This is a genomic window from Pseudomonas sp. SDO5215_S409 (assembly GCF_054071325.1).
In genome coordinates this window covers 1-18,943 of record NZ_JBSVWN010000056.1, presented here as the reverse complement: position 1 = coordinate 18,943, position 18,943 = coordinate 1, and the positions used below count along the sequence as shown (strand labels likewise).

Below are 18,943 nucleotides of genomic sequence, written 5' to 3'. Positions count from 1 at the left end.
GTCTTTTAACGTCCGGGAATCTGAATTTTTGCGTGGGGCGATACCCCGGAACCCAGCGGGTAGGGGCTGTCATCTAATTCCTACGGACCCATAACGAAAGTATTAATACCATTTATTTCAATAGCCTTTGAATCGGTCTACTACCGTTTTGACAAACAGAATCTGTTGTCGCCACGGTCAGGTATTTCGAATTCGATGCGTGTTGGATCTGTCACTTGAGCTTCTGCGCATTCACGGACGAAAGGCTTGAACCACGAAGGAGTTGAACGTGGGAAGAAGACTTGCTACTGCCGCTACACCTCGGGTTTCTCCTCTTTATCTTGCGATCCGCCTGGGGGTGGCGGGGCTGTTGGTCGGCCTGGCGAGCCCGCAGGCCGAGGCGGCCTGTACGCCTGTCTTTCCGACGGTAGGCGCGGTCGTCACCTGTTCCGGGACCGCCGGCATCGGGCTGGTCAATACGTTCAGCAGTGCAGTCAATGGCTTGACGGTTAACGTGGGGGCGGGCGCTACCTACAACACGTTGCTGGCAGGCACAGCCATTAGCTTGACCGGCAATAACATCACCTTCAATAACGCCGGTACCGTTGACCCGTCCATCATCGCGCTGGTCACCGCCTTGAGTAATGGCGTGGTGATTGGCAGCGGCGCTTCAGGCGTGGTGAATGTCACCAACGCCGTCACCGGCGTGCTCAAAGGCACGTCAGGGGTTTTGGGGATCGGCCTGGGCTCGCTCAGCGGCATGGCGCTGAGCATCAATAACGGCACCACCGGCACGACCACCATCGTCAACAACGGGAGCATCGGCTCCTCGCCGTTACTGGGCTTGAGCCTGTTGGGCGCCGATGCCCTGGTGGTGGCCGTGCGCGGGGGCTCCCAGGTCAATATGACCAACGCCAGCGGTGCCGAAATCATTGGCCGGATGGCATTTGAGGCGTCCGCAGGCGGCAACCAATTCACCAACGCCGGGTCCATTACGGGCGGCTTGTCGATGGGCGCGGCCAGCACCAACACCTTTACCGCTGTGACCGGCTCCAGTGTGGCCAGTGGCGGCGGCGTGGGGATTAGCGTGGGCGGTTTGATCGGCGTTAACCTGACCTTTGCCCCCACCGGCCAGATCGACGGCGGCGCGGGCGGCGTCAACGCCTTGATCCTGCAAAACACCGCGGGTGTCGGAGGTGGCGCCGCAGGGTCTGGCACCGTCTCGAGTGCCAACTACGTCAACTTCAACAACCTGACCGTCAACAGCGGCACCTGGACCTTGCAAGGGCCTGTGGTCAGCGGCTCGACCACGTTGAACAATGGCAGTGTCGCGCTGTTTGATAACAGCGCGACCTTTGGCACTGGGGTGCTGACCTCCAACGGCGGTACGCTGCAGTCGACGGCCAACGGTTTGACCCTGAGCAACCTCATGACCCTGGGCACCAACGGCCTGACCATCCAGGGCGCCAACGGCCTGACCCTGGGGGGTGTGCTCTCGGGCATTGGAGGGCTGAACAAGATCGGCACCGGTCAACTTATTCTCAACGGCGCCAACACCTTTGCCGGCGCCACGACGCTGGCGGGCGGCACGCTGCAGGTCGGCAACAACCTTGCACTGAGCAGCGGTGCGGTGAATGTCACCGGGGCCAGTACGTTACAGGCGCCCGGCACGGTCAGCCTCGTTAACCCGATTAGCCTGGGTGCCGACCTGACCACTGATATCGGCGGGTCATTGACCTTGGGCGGCCTCGTTTCCGGCACGGCCAACCTGATCAAGAGCGGTACGGGCACCTTGACCCTCAATGGTGTGAATACCGGCTACAGCGGTACGATCAACCTGGGTGCCGGTGCGTTGGTGCTGGGCAATGCAAATGCACTGGGCGCAGGTAGCCTGAACGTGACGGGCGCTTCGAGCCTGGATGTCAGCGGGGCGACCACGCTTGCCAATAATGTGACGTTGGGCGCCGACCTGAGCATCAGCGGTGCCAATCCGCTGACCCTCGGCGGTGTGCTGTCGGGCACGGGCAGCTTGATCAAGAACGGTGCAGCCACCCTGACCCTCCTCGGCAATAACACCCGCACCGGCACCACCGCGCTGAACGCCGGCACCCTGGTGGTGGGCGGCAATACCGCGTTGGGGACCGGCGCCCTGAACGCGGCTGCCAACACGACGCTGGACACTTCGGCTGCAACGGTTTTGGGCAATGCCGTCAACGTGGCGGGCAACCTGAACATTGGCGGCAGCCAGGCCCTGACGCTGGGCGGGATCGTCAGCGGCGTCGGCGGCCTGACCAAGAACGGCGCGGCCACGCTGACCCTGAGCGGCCCCAATGCTTACCTTGGCAACACCGCCCTCAACGCAGGCTCGCTGCTCCTGGGCAGTAACACCGCGTTGGGCCTGGGCACGTTGAATGCAGCGGCCAACACCACGCTCGACGCCACGGCAAATGTATCCGTGGGCAATGCCATCAGCCTGGCCGGTAATCTGAACGTGGGCGGCAGCAATCGGCTGGCCCTCGGCGGCGTGATCAGCGGCAATGGCGGCCTGACCAAGAACGGCGCTGCCGAGTTGGTGCTCAGCGGTGCCAACACGTTCCTGGCAGGCACCGTGCTCAATGGCGGCACCTTGACTGTGGGCAATAATGGCGCGCTGGGCAGCGGTGCCCTGACGGTCAGCGGCGCCGCGAACCTGGACAACACGGCAGGCATTGTCCTGGGCAATAACGTGACGCTGGACGCCAACCTGACGTTGGCGGGCACCAACAGTCTTGGGCTGGGCGGCGTTATCAGCGGTGCCAGCGGCTTGATCAAAAACGGTCCCTCCAGCCTCACGCTCACCGGCCTCAACACCTATACCGGCCCTACGGCACTGAATGCCGGTTCATTGATCGTGGGTTCCAACACCGCGCTGGGCACCGGTGTGCTGAACGCCGCAGGCGGCACCACGCTCGGTGCCAGCACGGCGGCCAGCCTGGGCAATAACGTTAACCTGGGCGGCAACCTGACGATTGACGGCACCAACGCCTTGACCTTGGGCGGCGTGGTGGCAGGCGTTGGTGGTTTGGTCAAGAACGGCGCGGCCAACCTGACCCTCAATGGCACCAATACCTTCCAGGGTGGCACGCAACTGAATGCGGGCACCTTGACCCTGGGTAACGCAGGGGCCATGGGCAGCGGCGCGTTGACGGTCGGCGGTGCGGCGACACTGGACACGGGTGGCCCGTTTACCCTGGGCAATGCGATTGTGCTGAACGCGGACCTGGGCGTGGCAGGTAATAACAACCTCACGCTGGGCGGCGTCATCAGCGGTAGCGGTGGCCTGGTCAAGAACGGGCTGAGTGATCTGGCCTTGAGCGGGGCCAACACCTTTACTGGCGCGGTGGATATCTTGTCCGGCAGCGTCACCACCCTGAGCGCAGGGGCACTGGGCAACACCTCCGGCGCCAATGTCGGTGCGGGAGCAAGCCTCAATCTGGGGTTCAACTCCAGCCTCGATACCCTCGCTGGCAACGGTAACGTGCAGGTGGGTGCGGGGACAAACCTGACCGTCGGTGGCGTCAACGCCAGCAGCACCTTTGGTGGCAGCCTGAGCGGTACGGGTGGCCTGATCAAAACGGGCACCGGGGCGCTGAACCTCACCGGGATCAATGGCCTGACTGGCAACACCGCGATCAATGCGGGCACCCTGAACCTCAGCGGCTCCCTGGCCAGCGCGCTGGTGGATGTCAACAACGGCGGGACGCTGACCGGCAGCGGCGCGTTGCTGGGCACGCTGAACGTCAACAATGGCGGCCACCTGCTTCTGAGCAGCGGCACGACGTTGTCCACCAACGGGCTGGTCATGAGCAGTGGCGCGAACCTGGACGTGGCGCTCGGCGCGCCCTCGACCACGTCGTTGGTCAATGTGAACGGCAACCTGACCCTCGCCGGTAACCTGAACGTCACGGACGCGGGCGGGTTTGGGGTGGGCGTGTATCGCCTGATGGACTACACCGGCAGCCTGACCGACCTGGGCCTGAACGTCACGACGGCTCCGCTGGGCTACGCCTTGGGCGATCTGGTGGTGCAGACCTCCATTGGCGCCCAAGTCAACCTGCTGGTGGCGTCGCCTAACTCCAATGTGCGTTTCTGGGACGGCAGCCAAGTCATTCCCAACGGCACGGTGGATGGCGGCACCGGCACCTGGAGCAGCGCCAACACCAACTGGACCAACGTCGACGGGACCCTCAACCAGACGTGGGCCAGTGACTTCGCGGTGTTCCAAGGCGCGGCGGGCACCGTCACCGTGGTTGGCCCGCAAGCGTTTACCGGCCTGCAGTTCGTCACCGATGGCTACAACCTGGTCAACGGCGCAGGCGGCCAGTTGACCGCCGTCAACGGCGCCACGGGCAACACCGCCATCCGTGTCGACCCGGGCGCCACGGCGTCCATTGGCGTAGGGATCGACGGCACGGGCACGCTGAACAAACTCGACACCGGCACCCTGGTACTCAGCGGCGCCAACACCTACACCGGCGGCACATTGCTCAACGGCGGCGCAGTGGTGGTGGGCAGCAACAGCGCCTTGGGCACTGGCCTGTTGACCGCCGCCGCTGGCACGACACTGACCAGCAACACGGCGGTCACGCTGGGCAACGACGTACTCCTCAACGGCAACCTGACCACCGGCGGCAACAATGCCCTGAGCCTGAACGGCGTCATCAGCGGCACCGGTGGCTTGATCAAAACCGGCACCGGCACCCTGACACTGGGTGGCAACAACAGCTTTATCGGCCCGGTGGCCCTGAACGCTGGCGGGCTGATCCTGGCCGCCAACACGGCGCTGGGCAGCGGCCCGTTGAATGCCGCGGCTGGCACCACACTGGACGCCAACACCGCAGTCAGCGTGACCAACGCGATTAACCTGGCGGGTAGCCTGGGTATCGGTGGCAGCGCCGACCTGACGCTCGGCGGCGTGCTCAATGGCGCTGGCAGCCTGACCAAAAACGGCGCGGCCAACCTGACGCTCAATGGCGCCAACGGCTATCTCAGCGGTACGACGCTGAACGCAGGCACCTTGACCCTGGGCAATAGCGCGGCGCTGGGGACAGGCAACCTCACCGTCGGCGGCGCTGCGACGCTGGGCAACAACACCATTTTGAGCGTCGGCAACAATGTGGTGCTCAACGCCAACCTGACGGCTGCGGGCGACAACGACCTGACCCTGGGCGGCGTGATCAGCGGTACGGGCGCACTGATCAAAACGGGCGCGGCCAACCTGACCCTGGGCGGCCTCAACACCTACCAGGGCGGCACGCAACTCAATGCGGGCACGCTCACCCTGGGTACAGCCACCGCGCTGGGCGGCGGCGCCTTGACCGTCGGCGGCGCGTCCACCCTGGTCAACAGCGCACCGATGGCACTGGGCAACGCGTTGAACCTTAACGCAAGCCTGACGGCGGGTGGCGTCAGCAACCTGACCCTGGCGGGCATCGTCGATGGTACGGGCCGCCTGATCAAAACCGGCACTGGCGACCTCACGCTGTCGGGCACCAACACCTTCAGCGGCTCGTTTGATGTGCAGGCGGGCAGCCTGACCACCGTGGGTGGTTCGGCACTGGGCAACAATGCGGGCGTCAACCTGGCGGGCGGCACCTTTCTTAACCTGGGCAACTCCACCAGTGTGGGCACCCTGACCGGCGCGGGCACCGCCGTGCTCGGCGCTGGCAGCACGCTGAGCCTGGGCGGCGGCAACCTTTCCAGCACCTTTGGCGGCGCGCTGAGCGGTGCCGGTGAATTGAACAAGGTCGGCACCGGTACACTCACGCTGGGCGGCACCAGCGGCTTGACCGGCAACACCCAGGTCAGCGCCGGGCGGTTGAACGTCGACGGCTCGCTGGCCAGCGCCACGGTCGGGGTGAGCAGCGGCGCAACCCTGGGCGGCACCGGCACGTTGCTGGGGGCCGTCACGGTGGCCGATGGCGGCCACCTGGCGGTCAATTCCGGCAGTGTGCTGTCGATGAACTCGCTGGTGCTGGGGGCCAATTCAAACCTGGACGTGGGCCTGGGCGCACCGTCCACCGGCACCACTGCGCTGATCAACGTCGGCGGCAACCTGACCCTGGACGGCACGCTGAATGTCAGCGACATCGGCGGTTTCGGCACGGGCGTCTATCGCCTGATTGACTACACCGGCGCCCTGACCAACAACGGCCTGGCTTTTGGCCTGATTCCAGGCAGCGTGGCCCTGGGCGACCTGACCCTGCAAACCAGCGTGCTCAACCAAGTCAACCTGCTGGTCAATGGCAGCTCCAACGTGCAGTTCTGGGACGGCAGCCAGTTGGCGCCAGATGGCACGGTCAACGGCGGCAGCGGCACCTGGAATGCGGGCGGCACCAACTGGACCAGTGTTGACGGTCTGACCAACACCGCCTGGAACGCCAACAGTTTTGCGGTGTTCCAAGGCACCGCTGGCACCGTCAGCGTGGATGGCGCGCAGGCGGTCACCGGCCTGCAATTTGTCACCGATGGCTACAACGTGGTCGACGGTGCGGCAGGGGCCCTGACCCTGTTCAACGGCGTGGGCGGCACGACGTCCGTACGGGTCGACCCCAACGCCACGGCCACCCTGGGCGTGAACGTCAACGGCGGCGGCACCCTGGCCAAGCTCGACACGGGCACCCTGGTGCTCAACGGCACCAACACCTACACCGGCGGCACGCAGTTGCAGGGCGGTACGCTGATCGTGGGCAACAACAGCGCGTTGGGCACTGGCGCCTTGACCGCATCGGCGGGCACTACGCTGGACAGCAACTCAGCCGTCAACCTTGGCAATAATGTGAACCTCACCGGCGCAGTGACCATTGGTGGCAGCAACGCGCTGACCCTGGCTGGCACGGTAGCGGGGGCGGGCAGCCTGATCAAAAATGGCATCGCCACCCTGACCCTGAGCGGCGCCAATACCTACGTTGGGCCGACGGCGCTGAACGCAGGCGGGCTGATCCTGGCGTCCAACACTGCGCTGGGCGCGGGCGCCCTTAACACGGCGGCAGGCACCACACTGGATACCAGCACGACCGTGATCCTGGCCAATAACCTGAGCGTGGCGGGCAACCTGGGCCTTCTTGGCAGCAACGACCTGACCCTCAACGGGCTGGTGACCGGGGCGGGCGGCCTGACCAAAAGCGGGGTGGGCAACCTGACGCTTAACGGCGCCAACGCTTACCTTGGCAACACGCAACTCAATGCAGGCACCTTGACCGTGGGCAACGGCAGTGCCCTGGGCATCGGGGCGCTGGTGGTCAACGGCCCGGCGGCGCTGAACAGCAACAGTGCCGTGACCCTGGCCAATAACACCACGCTCAATGGCAACTTGACCGTGGTCGGCAGCAACGGCCTGACCCTCGGCGGCGTGGTGAGTGGCACCGGTAGTCTGGTCAAGAATGGCGCGGCCAACCTGACGCTCAATGGCGCCAATACCTTCAGCGGCGGCACCACCGTCAACGCGGGCACGCTCACTGTCGGCAATGCCGGGGCGCTGGGTTTTGGCGCACTCACCCTGGCGGGCGCGGCCACGCTGGACAACAGTGCCCCGCTGGTGTTGGCCAACAACGTCAACCTCAATGGCGACCTCACCCTGGCGGGCAACAACAACCTGACCCTGGCCGGTGTACTGGCGGGCAACGCCGCGCTGATCAAGAACGGTGCGGCAGATTTGACCCTCAGTGGCCCCAACACCTTCACCGGGCCTGTGAGCCTGTTGGCGGGCAGCCTCACCACCGTCGGCAACGGCGCCCTGGGCAATACCTCCGGCGTCACCGTGGGCAGTGGCGCTTCGCTCAACCTGGGCGGCAACGCCAGCCTCAATACCCTGGCCGGTAACGGCACGGTTCAGGTCGCAGGCGGCAGCACCCTGGCGGTGGGCGGCAGTAACCTGGGCAACACCTTTGGCGGCGCGTTGAACGGCGCCGGTAACCTGGACAAAAACGGCACCGGCGTGCTCAACCTCACCGGCACCAATGGCATGACCGGCGCGGCCACTGTCAACGGCGGCACCTTGAATGTCAGCGGCAGCCTGGCCAGCGCCACGGTGGCGGTCAACAACGGCGCGACCCTGACCGGCACCGGCTCGCTGGGCGGTGCCGTGACGGTGGCGGATGGCGGCCATATCGGCTTGTCGACCGGCAGCACCTTGTCGGTGGGTTCGCTGGTGCTCGGCGCCAATGCCAACCTGGACGTGGGCCTCGGCGCTCCCGTGCTCGGGGGCGGCACCGGCCTGCTGAATGTCGGCGGCAACCTCACCCTGGACGGTAACGTGAACATCACCGACATCGGTGGTTTTGGCAGCGGCGTCTACAACATCATCAATTACGCGGGCGCGCTGACCGATAACGGCCTGACCGTGGGCACGCTGCCCGGCAGCGTGGTCCCGGGCGATGTGCAAGTGCAGACCGCCATCACCAATAAAGTCAACCTGCTGGTCACTGCGCCCAATACCACCGTGCTGTTCTGGGACGGCGCCAGCCTGATCGGCAATGGCGCCATCGAAGGCGGTAATGGCACCTGGGGCACAGGCACCCCGAACTGGACCAATGTGGACGGCACCCTCAACCAGGCCTGGAACAACAGCTTCGCGGTGTTCCAAGGCGCGGCGGGCACGGTGACGGTGGACGGGGCGCAAGCCATCACCGGCCTGCAGTTCGTCACCGACGGCTACACCCTGGGCTCCGGGATGGGCGGCTCGCTGACGCTGGTCAATGGCAGCACCGGTAACACCGCCGTGCGTGTCGATCCGAACGCCACCGCCACCCTGGGGGTGACCCTCAACGGCGCTGGCACCCTGGCCAAGCTCGACACCGGCACCTTGGTGCTCAACGGCGCCAATGGCTACATCGGTGGGACTGCGCTCAACGGCGGCACGCTGGTGGTGGGCAACAACAGCGCGTTGGGCACCGGCGTATTGACGGCCGCCAACGGCACCACGCTGGACAGCAACACCGCCGTTACCCTGGCCAACAATGCGCTGCTCAACGGCGCGCTGGCCGTGGGCGGCAGCAATGCCCTGACCCTCGATGGCATCGTGAGCGGCAACGGCAGCCTGGTGAAAAACGGCGCGTCCACATTGACCCTCAACGGCGCCAATACCTACACCGGCGGCACCGGCCTGAACGCTGGCCAACTGGTGCTGGGCAACAATGGGGCGCTGGGGACGGGCGGGTTGACGGTCGGCGGCGCGGCATCGCTGGACGGCAGCAGCAACCTGCAACTGACCAACGCCATCAACCTGGGCGGCGCGCTGACCCTGGGAGGCAGCCACGATCTGGCGCTCAACGGCGTGGTCAGTGGCAATGGCAGCCTGCTGAAAAACGGCACCGGTGCGCTGTTGCTGACCGGTGCCAATACCTACACCGGCGGTACGACGCTCAACGCGGGCACCACCACCGGCAACACCAACAGCCTGCAAGGTGCAATCACCAACAACGCGACGCTGACCTTCGAGCAAGGCGCCGACGGCACGTACACCGGCAACCTCACCGGCGCAGGTGTGTTGAATAAAACCGGCAGCGGCGCGTTGCTGCTTACCGGCAACAACACCTTCACGGGTAACACCAACGTGACGGCGGGCAGCCTGCTGGTCGACGGCACCTTGAACAGTGCAGGGGTGCAAGTCGCCAGCGGCGCCACACTGGGCGGCAGCGGCTCGCTGGGCGGGGCGGTGACCCTGGCCAATGGCTCGACCTTGAAGGCCGGGGCCGCGACGCCGTTGTCGGTCGGTTCGCTGATCCTGTCTTCGGGCACGCTTCTGGACTTCAGCCTCGGTGCGCCCGGGGCGTCCACCACGGCGGTGAACGTTGCGGGCAACCTGACCCTCGACGGTACGCTCAACGTGACTGATGCCGGGGGCTTTGGCCTCGGGGTGTATCAACTGTTCCGCTACGGCGGCGCACTGACCGACAACGGCCTGAGCTTGGGCACGCTGCCCACCGGCCTGGGTAACGCCACGCTGCAAACGTCCCTGGCCAACCAGTTGAACCTGGTGGTGCAAACCACGCCAGGGCAAATCCAGTTCTGGAATGGCGGCACCACCAACCCCGGTGGCACCATCACCGGCGGCAGCGGCACGTGGGGCCCGGGCACCAACTGGACCGACCCCACCGGCACTCAAGGCCAGGCGTCGAACAACCAGTTCGCCGTGTTCGGCGGGCAGGGCGGTACGGTGACCGTGGTGGGCAACCAGGGCTTTACCGGCCTGCAATTTCTTGATGCGGGTTACTCGCTGACGGCCGGTGCGGGGGGCAGCTTGAGCCCTACCAACGCGCCGGATGGCAGCCTTGCGGTGGTTCGGGTCAACAGCGGTGTCACCACCCAGATCGACGCGCCCTTGGTCGGGACGGGCGGTATCAACAAACTGGACGCTGGCACCTTGCTGCTGACCGGTGCCAATACCTACACGGGCGGCACCACCGTCAGTGGCGGTACGCTGGCGGGTAACAGCACCAGCTTGCACGGGTCCATCCTAAACAATGCGCGGCTGCTCTTTGCCCAATCGAGCGACGGCACGTTCAACGGCACCTTGAGTGGCACCGGTGCGCTGGTCAAGCAAGGCACCGGCGCGTTGTTGCTGACCGGCAACCAACCGTTCAGCGGCACGGTGGCGGTGGAGCAGGGCGTGTTGCAAGTGGGCAATGCGGCCAACCCGGGCACCGTGTTGGGTGGGCAGGTCACCGTGGCCAATGGCGCGGGCCTGACGGGTAATGGCAGCGTGGGTTCGTTGGTCAACCACGGTTCGGTCACGCCGGACAGCGGCAAACTGACGGTGGCGGGCAACTTCACCAACGCCGCCGATGGCGCCTTGAACCTGGTGATCACCCCGTCGGTGGCCAGCTCCCTGGCGGTCGGGGGGACGGCCAACCTGGGCGGCAGCCTGAACGTGGTCAACCTGGCGCCTTATACCGGCCCGACCACCTACACCTTGTTGACGGCCTCGGGCGGGGTGAATGGCACCTTTGCCACCACCAACCTGAGCGGCCTGGCGTTTCTCAACACGTCGCTGAACTATGGCGCCAACCAGGTGGCCCTGGCCGTGAGCCGCAACAGCAACAGCTTCGCCAGCGTGGCGGCCACCCGTAACCAGCGCAACGTGGCCAATGCCTTGAGCAGCGGCCCGGCCGTGGGCGGCGCCGCGGTGCAGGCGGCCTTGATCAACAGCACCGCCGACCAGGCCCGCACCGCGTTTGACAGCCTGTCGGGGGAAATCCATGCCAGCACCGCCAGTGCGTTGCTCGAAGACTCGCGCTACATCCGCGACGCGGTCAACGAGCGCCTGCGCCAGCCCGGTTGCTATCGCGAGGATGACCCGCGCAACAGCCTGGCCCCCAGCGAAAATCGCCTGAGCAGCGCCGGTTGCCATGGCGAAATGGTCGGCTGGATGCGGGTGCTCGGTACGTGGGGCCACCTGGGCGGCGACAGCAACACCGCCAAGCTGGACCGCAACCTCGGCGGTTTCCTGCTGGGCACCGACAAGCAACTGGATGACGCCTGGCGTGCCGGTGTCGCGGCCGGTTACACCCGCAGCGACCTAAACGCCAAGCGCCGCAGCTCCAGCGCCGACGTCGACAGCTACCACCTGATGGCCTACACCGCTTACCAGCAAGATGCGTTCGCCGCCCGCATGGGCGTGGCCTACACCTGGCACGACATCGAAAGCAAACGCGACGTGGCCGTGGGCACGGTGGGCCAACGCCTGAAAGGCGATTACAAGGCCCGCACTGCACAGGTGTTCGGTGAAGTCGGCTACACCTTCCAGGCGGGCGGCGTGGCACTGGAGCCGTTCGCGGGCCTTGCCTACGTCAACTACGACAGCGACACCGTCAAGGAAAAAGGCGGCTCGGCGGCACTGCGCGGTGATGCGGATCAGAACATCACCTTCTCCACGCTGGGCATTCGTGCAGGCCAGACCCTGACCCTGGGCAACGGCTCGAAAATCACCCCGCGGGGCAGCATCGGCTGGCGTCATGCCTTGGGTGACACCCACCCGGATGCCGACCTGAGCTTTATCAACGGGGGCGCTTCGTTCAGCACCCAAGGCGTTCCGATCGCCCGGGACAGCGCGGTGCTGGAGGCCGGTGTGGACTATCAGATCAGCCAGAACGGCAAACTGGGCCTGGGTTACTCCGGCCAGGTGTCACGCAACGACAAGGACCATGCGATGACGATCAGTTTCTCCCTCGGCTTCTGATCAGAGCCGAGTCCCTTGAGCCGCCCGAAAGGGCGGTTTTTTTGTTCGCCGCGATGTGATCGCTTCAAATGCGCCTACTTTGCTGTTGAAGTGCGCCTGCGTATGCGTCATCGATTAAGCGGCCCGGTCATATTTTCCCGGCATTGGCTTTGTTACTATCGCCCTCCGTTGCCACCCGGAGTCTTTGCCCCATGCAGCACCAGTGGGATGCCATGCACCACACCGCCAAGCCGACCTTTTTAGCGTGCGGTGAGCCACAAGGTGATGTGCTCAACCTGTATGTCCACGGGTATTCGGCATTTTTCAACCCGCAACAGTTGAGCCGTTTCAGTCAGCAACTGGCGCAAATCGAAGGCTCGACCAACCTGATGTTGTTCTGGCCTGCGGGGCATTTTCTGGAGGACTTGTTTGCGCCGTTCAAAGAGGTGATCGGTGCAATGCTCGGCGGCGCCAGCGTGGGGGCCGCGACGGTTGGGGTGGGCAAGGCGATTGCCTATTTTCTGGATCACTACAAAAGTGTCGAGGCCCGGGTGGACGAAGTGGCCCGCAGTTTGTTGCCAGAGCTGGCCGATTATCTGCAGGGCCAGTCGCTCAAGGTGCGGCAAATCAACTTGGTGGGCCATTCCCTCGGCGCGCGGATTTTGGTCAAGAGCTTGCTGGCCAACCCCGAGACGGCGGCCCGCTTGCCCTTGAACAATGTGTTACTGATGGGTGGCGCGATCTGTACCTCCAGCCCGTGGGAAGACGTTTCGGCCTTGATCAAGGGGCGCGTGATCAACTGTCACTCCAGCAAGGACTGGGCGCTGGCGCTCAAGCCCGACACCGAGCGTTGCATCGGCCGCTACGCGATTGAAGTGACGCCCGCACTCAAGAGCCGGGTGACCAACGTGCACCTGGCCACGTTCGACCATGCCGCCTACTGGCCGCAGTTGAAAACGGTGGTGCAATACACCGACTTGTTGGAAGAGCGTCGGGGCCTGATCCGCGCCGATCAGCGCAGCCCTCAAGTGCGTTTTGCCGAGGAAGATGCCGACCTGTTCCCGGCGCTGGTGCAGGCGCGGCCGCAAGAGTTGAAGTTTCTTGCGCACCTGATGGCACAAAAACGCAGCGCCGCGATTGATAGCACGGTGCGCGAACCGGTGAAACTGGCCATTGAGTTGCAGCGCATGGGCGGTGATACGTTCATGAACCTGGCGCGCGGGCATGGCGTGAGTTATCGCCAGATCGCGCAGGATGTGGCCCAGCGGGTGGGCATCAAGTTTGACCGGCCCATCGGCCAGGTGGCGCTGGGGGACATAGAAACGCAGGTCGCCGAGCGGTTGATCGAGCAGTACAAAGACAAGTTGAGCCAGGCTGACCGGCAGGTTTTCGAGGCTGAGCTTCAGGCCGCCGCGCAAAAAGAACAGGGTTTTTTTAACCGTATCGATGTGGGGCGGTCTGCCGCCACGGCCTTGAGCGGTACGGCCCTGGCCGGGTTCACAGGGTTTATCATGCGGCGCGGCGCGGCCTCGGCCATTCCGGTAGTGGGGCAGGCGCTGGCCGCGGCGATGCTGCTGGTGAGCGGCGTTCGGGCATTTTCCGGGCCAGCGTATTCGATCACCACCCTGGCGGTGCTGGTGATTGGGGTGATTCGCGAGCGCATGGCGCGCGAGGCCCTCAATCAGGAGATGGACCTGGTGGTGCAGGTGGTGGAAGCATTTGATCTGCCCAGGGAGACGGTGATGCGCACGGTTGGGTCCGACTGTTAAGCTGCGACACGTCTTGTTTCAAAACCGGGTACCCCGCGTGAAATTCAGCCTGCCAAAAATCGCTACTGCTCCGTTCTGCCCACCGGAAGTCTCCGGCACCATTGCGGTGGATCCCCGTGCGTCGTTTTTCAAGCGGGTGCTGGCGTTCGCAGGCCCGGGGTTATTGGTGTCCATTGGTTACATGGACCCGGGCAATTGGGCGACGGCCATCGAAGCCGGTTCGCGTTATGGCTACAGCCTGTTGTTTGTGGTGCTGCTGGCCAGCCTTGCGGGCATGGCCGTGCAGTGTTTGTGCTCGCGTTTGGGGATCGCCACCGGCAAAGACCTGGCGCAATTGAGCCGTGAGCGCTACAGCCGACGTGCGTCGTTTGTCCAATGGGTGCTGGCGGAAATCTCCATCATCGCCACCGACCTGGCCGAGGTCCTGGGGTGCGCGCTGGCGTTCCACCTGTTGTTGGGGGTGTCGCTGACCACCGGTATTGTCATCACCGCCTTTGACACGCTGTTGATCCTGGCCCTGCAAAACCGTGGGTTCCGGCGTTTGGAAGCCATCATGCTGGCGTTGGTGGCGACCATTGGCGTGTGCTTTTTTGTCGAGCTGGTGCTGATCAAACCTTACTGGCCCGACGTCTTCGCAGGCTTTGCCCCCTCGTTGTCGGCGGTCAGCGATGCCGCGCCGTTGTACTTGGCCATCGGGATCCTGGGCGCCACGGTGATGCCGCATAACCTGTACCTGCACACTTCCATCGTGCAGACCCGGCTGGTGGGCAAGGACCTGGCCAGCCGCCAGGACGCCGTCAAGCTGGCGCGTATCGATACCATCGGTTCCCTGGCGCTGGCCTTGCTGGTCAACGCGGCCATCCTAGTACTGGCCGCTGCGGCGTTCCACCAGACCGGCCATACCGACGTGGTGGAAATCCAGGACGCCTACCACCTGCTGGACCCGCTGGTGGGCGGGGCCATGGCCAGCATCCTGTTTGGCATCGCCTTGCTGGCGTCCGGGCAAAGCTCGACGTTCACCGGCACCATCGCCGGGCAGGTGATCATGGAGGGCTACCTGAACCTGCGCCTGCCTTGCTGGCAGCGGCGCCTGATCACGCGTGGCCTGGCGCTGATCCCGGCGTTTCTCGGGGTATGGCTGATGGGCGACGACGCAATCGGCAAGCTGCTTATCCTGAGCCAGGTGGTGCTCAGCCTGCAGTTGCCGTTTGCCTTGTACCCGTTGATCCGTATGACCGACGACAAGCAACTGATGGGGCCGTTCGTCAATCGGCTGCCAACGCGCTTGTTGGCCTGGGCGCTATTTGTGGTGATCAGCGCTGCCAACGCCTGGTTGATCTGGCAGTTGGCAGTCTGAGTTACGCCAGCATCGCCAGGGGTGTGTACTGGGCGACCTGAGGGTCGGCGGTCAGCAGCTTCATCGGTTCGCTGATGGCTGTCGCAACGATGAGTCGATCAAACGGGTCCCGGTGATGCGGTGCCAGGTCCTTGACCGCGATGGCATGTTCCGACGTGACGGGCAGTTCGACGAAACCGCTTTGCAGGCAAGCCTCCCGAACAGCGTCGAGGCTTACCTCCAGTTTCCCCAGCCCGGCCTTGATCGCCATTTCCCAGAAGGTCGCGGCGCTCACGTAGACCTCGGCGGCGTCTTCGATGGTTTTGCGGGCTTTGGCGGACAGCCTGGGGTCGTCACTCAATGCCCACAACAGGATGTGGGTATCCAGCAAGACCCTCATGCCCGGCCCTCGAAGCGCTCCAGCACGTCATCGGGCAGGGGGGTATCGAAGTCGGCGGGGACCACCAGTTTGCCTTTCAAGGCGCCGATTCGCGGGCCCGAAAATTTTGTCACGGGCACAAGCCGGGCGAGGGCGCGGCCATGTTTGGCGATGGTAATGATGTGGCCGGCAGCGGCCTCATCCACCAGTTTTGACAAGTTATTCTTTGCTTCAGCCAGCGGTACGGTCGTCATAGGGTCTTCCCCGAATTTTGGCCAAATGTAGCTAAAATTCTGTAAGCCATCAAAGATGAACCGACTGGCGGTGACAGTGGCCTTTTGAGGGCGTGATTTTACATTCCGTGCGTTGTAGTAGATGGCATCCATGACGTCTCTCCAAATGGGAAGTGGCCGGAGTCTGCCGGAATGCAAAATGCCAGGGGAATACTGGCCCGTAAAATCGGAATGAGCCTACTGACAAGACGTTTTTTTCTTGCCAGGCGCTGTTAAAACGCCGCACCGGGAGGCGGTCTGACTGACGGGCCTGCACCGGCTCGATCCTTGCCTATAGTCATTGCTTGGGTGTTGGCGCTCGCCACACCTGGACGACCATGAAAAAGGAGTCTGCTCATGACACAACAAACCTGTGCCTGCCCGCATTGCAACTGCCTGGTGGGCAAGAACGCGGTGATGAAAGACGGCAAGAGCTACTGCTGCAAAGGCTGCGCGGAGCACCATGCCCATGGTGAACCCTGTGCCTCGACCAGCGGGTGCGAGTGCGCCAAGTCAGCCCATTAAACGCTGTGCGAGCGGGAGCCGATCCGTCGGCCCCCGCCGCCCGCGGTAAAAAATCATTCGGTTTCTGCGCCAGTGGTCATTACCATGGCTGTTCACTTTGATCGAACCGCCCCGTATGGCCCTCGCCGCTCCCCCAGACCTCACTGACCCCGCCGTGCCGGTACAGCCCCTGGCCCGCACGTACCCGCGCGGGCTGTATGTGGAGCCCCATCAACACGACTGGGGGCAGCTTTTGTATGCGATGAGCGGCGTGATGTGGGTCGAGACGCCGCAGGAAGCCCTGGTTGTCCCGCCCCAGCGTGCGGTGTGGTTGCCGCCGGGCGTCGAGCACGGCATTCGTGTGGTGTCGGACCTGCAGATGCGCAACATCTACCTGCGCCCCGCGCTGGCGGCCACGCTGGAAGGCCAGGTGCAGGTGATCGAGGTGGGTGCCTTGCTGCGCGAACTGATCGTGACGCTGGTAGAGCAGGGCGACGCCGGTGAACCTGCCTATTACGAGGCCGTGGTGGGACTGGCCCTGCTGGAGTTGCGCCGCGCCCGCCGCTCGCAGATCCGCATTGCCTTGCCCCAGGACGCCGACCGACGCTTGGCCAACGCGTGCCTGGCGGTGATGGCCTCGCCCTCGTTGGATATCCCCTTTGAACAGCACGCCGAAGCCGCGGGGGCCAGCGTGCGCACCCTGGCCCGGCTGTTTCAAAACAGCCTGGGCATGGGGTTTGCCGAGTGGCGCCGCCAGGTTCAACTGGCAACCGCGGTGGCGGAGTTGATCCAGGGCCAGTCGGTAAGCGCGATCGCCCGCTCGCTGGGCTATTCACCGAGCAGTTTCAGCGACATGTTTCGCCGCGAGCTGGGGATGGCGCCGTCGCAGTATCCCGTTTGAGCTTTGGCAGAAAATCAGAAGCTCTTGGCCGATGCTTCTGATTTGATCGCCCTACACTGCCCGCCTCAACCTTTGCTGCGGAGCGTCCCATGAGTTACCTGATATCCCTGGCCATCGGCCTGCTGGTCGGCGTGCTTTACGGGGCCCTGGACTTCCGCTCACCGGCGCCGCCTGCCATCGCCCTGGTGGGGCTGATGGGCATGTTGCTCGGCGAGAAACTCTGGCCCATGGGCCAGGCGTGGATCGGCAACTGGTTTTCCTGAATCCCTGTTTCTTTTGCGAAGGATATTGGCCATGAAAGCACTGCAATTTTCCGCCACCGGCAATCTCGCTGCCCTGACGTGCGTTGACGTCGCCACCCCCGTCCCGGCGGCCGGTGAAGTCCTGGTGCAGGTCAAGGCCGCGGGGCTCAACCCCAGTGACGTCAAGAACGTGCTCGGGCGTTTTCCGTACACCACGTTGCCGCGCATCCCCGGCCGCGACTTTGCCGGTGTCGTGATCGAGGGCCCGCAGGAATGGCTTGGCCAGGAAGTCTGGGGCACCGGGCGCGACCTGGGCTTTTTCGCCGACGGCTCCCACGCCCAATACCTCACCGTGTCTGCCAAGGGCGTGGCGCACAAGCCCAGCCACCTGAGCTTTGCCCAGGCCGCGAGCCTTGGGGTGCCGTACACCACCGCCTGGGATGCACTGGAGCGCAGCGGTGTCAGAGAAGGTACGCGTTTATTGGTCATCGGCGCCAATGGTGCGGTAGGCAGCGCGACCTTGGCCTTGGCGAAAATTCTCGGCGCCAAGGTATTGGCCGCTGTGCGCCGCCCGGAACAAGCCGATGTCCTGCGCGCCGCGGGTTTTGAAACGATTGTGCTGGGCACGCCGGAAGATTTGGGCGCTCAAGTCAATGCTGTGTTCAAGGGCGGCGCCGATGTGATCTTCGACACCACCGGCTTCTGGCTCCCGGCGTCGGTGGCCGCGTTGGCGGCGTTTGGGCGCATCGCCATCATCGCCGCCCCGGTGGACGGGCTTGTGCAACTGCCCGCCCTGGCGCTGTACCGCAAGGGTGGCTCGGTGGTGGGCATCAACTCGTTGCTCTACAACTGCGAGCAGTGCGCGGTGATGCTGGAGCAGTTTGGCCGCTTCTTTGATAACGGGCTGCTGCCGCTGCCGACCGGCCTGCGTGAAGTTGCGCTGGTAGACGGCGTGAGTTGCTTTGAGGAAGTGAACGCGGGCAGCGCGGACAAGATCATCTTTGTGCCTTAAGTCCACACTTCCCCTGGCTGGGGCGTCGATGCCTTAGTCCAGCGAATCCACATCCAAGTCATAGGGGGCACCAATAACGTGCCCCCCGGTGATGGCGGCGATGGCCTGGTCGTTGTCGACAAGCTCGGGCGGGGCTGTGGCCAATGGTTCCTCGGTGGTATTAAGAGCGTGCGCCTTCCAGCGGGCCAGGTCTTGCGCGGTGGGCGATGCGTTGCCGTAAACGTCCACTTCCCTGGCTGTGGCTGAGCGCAACGTGAGCAGCCGCTCTCGTGTGGTTTGGACCTTGCCGACCTCTGCCCGGAGCGCGTCGTAGGCTTTTTCATGGGCCTTGCGGTAAGCATCCGGGCGCGCCT

The 18,943-nt window shown here is 64.4% G+C and carries 9 protein-coding genes and 1 pseudogene; 7 read left to right on the top strand and 3 right to left on the bottom strand.

Annotated elements, in window-relative coordinates; all coding sequences use genetic code 11:
• Window positions 1–268: 268 nt before the first annotated feature.
• The 3 genes from ACW9H9_RS23360 to ACW9H9_RS23350 all read left to right on the top strand — a co-directional run bounded on the left by ACW9H9_RS23360 (window position 269) and on the right by ACW9H9_RS23350 (window position 15,301).
• Entirely contained in the window at window positions 269–12,196 is an 11,928-nt protein-coding gene (locus ACW9H9_RS23360) for an autotransporter-associated beta strand repeat-containing protein (RefSeq protein ID WP_457370443.1), read from the top strand.
• A 191-nt stretch (window positions 12,197–12,387) separates the two neighbouring features.
• A complete protein-coding gene (locus tag ACW9H9_RS23355) occupies window positions 12,388–13,944 on the top strand; it encodes a DUF726 domain-containing protein (RefSeq protein ID WP_457345550.1) in 1,557 nt (518 codons plus the stop codon).
• 37 nt (window positions 13,945–13,981) lie between these two features.
• Entirely contained in the window at window positions 13,982–15,301 is a 1,320-nt protein-coding gene (locus ACW9H9_RS23350) for an Nramp family divalent metal transporter (protein ID WP_457345551.1), read from the top strand.
• Between the two features lies 1 nt (window position 15,302).
• Here the strand turns inward: ACW9H9_RS23350 and ACW9H9_RS23345 are convergent, their stop codons facing one another.
• A complete protein-coding gene (locus ACW9H9_RS23345) occupies window positions 15,303–15,680 on the bottom strand; it encodes a type II toxin-antitoxin system VapC family toxin (protein WP_457345553.1) in 378 nt (125 codons plus the stop codon).
• On the bottom strand, window positions 15,677–16,045 hold the full coding sequence (locus tag ACW9H9_RS23340) for a type II toxin-antitoxin system Phd/YefM family antitoxin (RefSeq protein WP_457345554.1): 369 nt from the start codon (window positions 16,043–16,045) through the stop codon (window positions 15,677–15,679). Before ACW9H9_RS23340 ends, ACW9H9_RS23345 begins: the two co-directional genes overlap by 4 nt.
• A 243-nt stretch (window positions 16,046–16,288) precedes the next feature.
• On the opposite strand from ACW9H9_RS23340, the gene ACW9H9_RS23335 reads away from it, so the two are divergent.
• The 4 genes from ACW9H9_RS23335 to ACW9H9_RS23320 all read left to right on the top strand — a co-directional run bounded on the left by ACW9H9_RS23335 (window position 16,289) and on the right by ACW9H9_RS23320 (window position 18,590).
• Window positions 16,289–16,456, top strand: coding sequence for a metallothionein (locus ACW9H9_RS23335; protein WP_457345555.1), 168 nt, complete (start codon window positions 16,289–16,291; stop codon window positions 16,454–16,456).
• 115 nt (window positions 16,457–16,571) lie between these two features.
• The gene (locus ACW9H9_RS23330) at window positions 16,572–17,336 is read left to right on the top strand and encodes an AraC family transcriptional regulator (RefSeq protein WP_457345557.1); all 765 of its coding nucleotides are present in this window, start codon (window positions 16,572–16,574) and stop codon (window positions 17,334–17,336) included.
• 89 nt (window positions 17,337–17,425) lie between these two features.
• Window positions 17,426–17,599, top strand: a complete 174-nt coding sequence (locus tag ACW9H9_RS23325) for a DUF1427 family protein (protein ID WP_457345559.1) — start codon at window positions 17,426–17,428, stop codon at window positions 17,597–17,599.
• A gap of 31 nt (window positions 17,600–17,630) precedes the next feature.
• Window positions 17,631–18,590 carry a quinone oxidoreductase family protein gene (locus ACW9H9_RS23320; protein WP_457345561.1) on the top strand — a complete coding sequence of 320 codons (960 nt, stop codon included), beginning with the start codon at window positions 17,631–17,633 and terminating at the stop codon, window positions 18,588–18,590.
• A gap of 33 nt (window positions 18,591–18,623) precedes the next feature.
• On the opposite strand, the pseudogene ACW9H9_RS23315 reads toward ACW9H9_RS23320, so the two are convergent.
• Window positions 18,624–18,943 (bottom strand): annotated as a pseudogene (locus tag ACW9H9_RS23315) (lipase family protein); the annotation flags it as partial.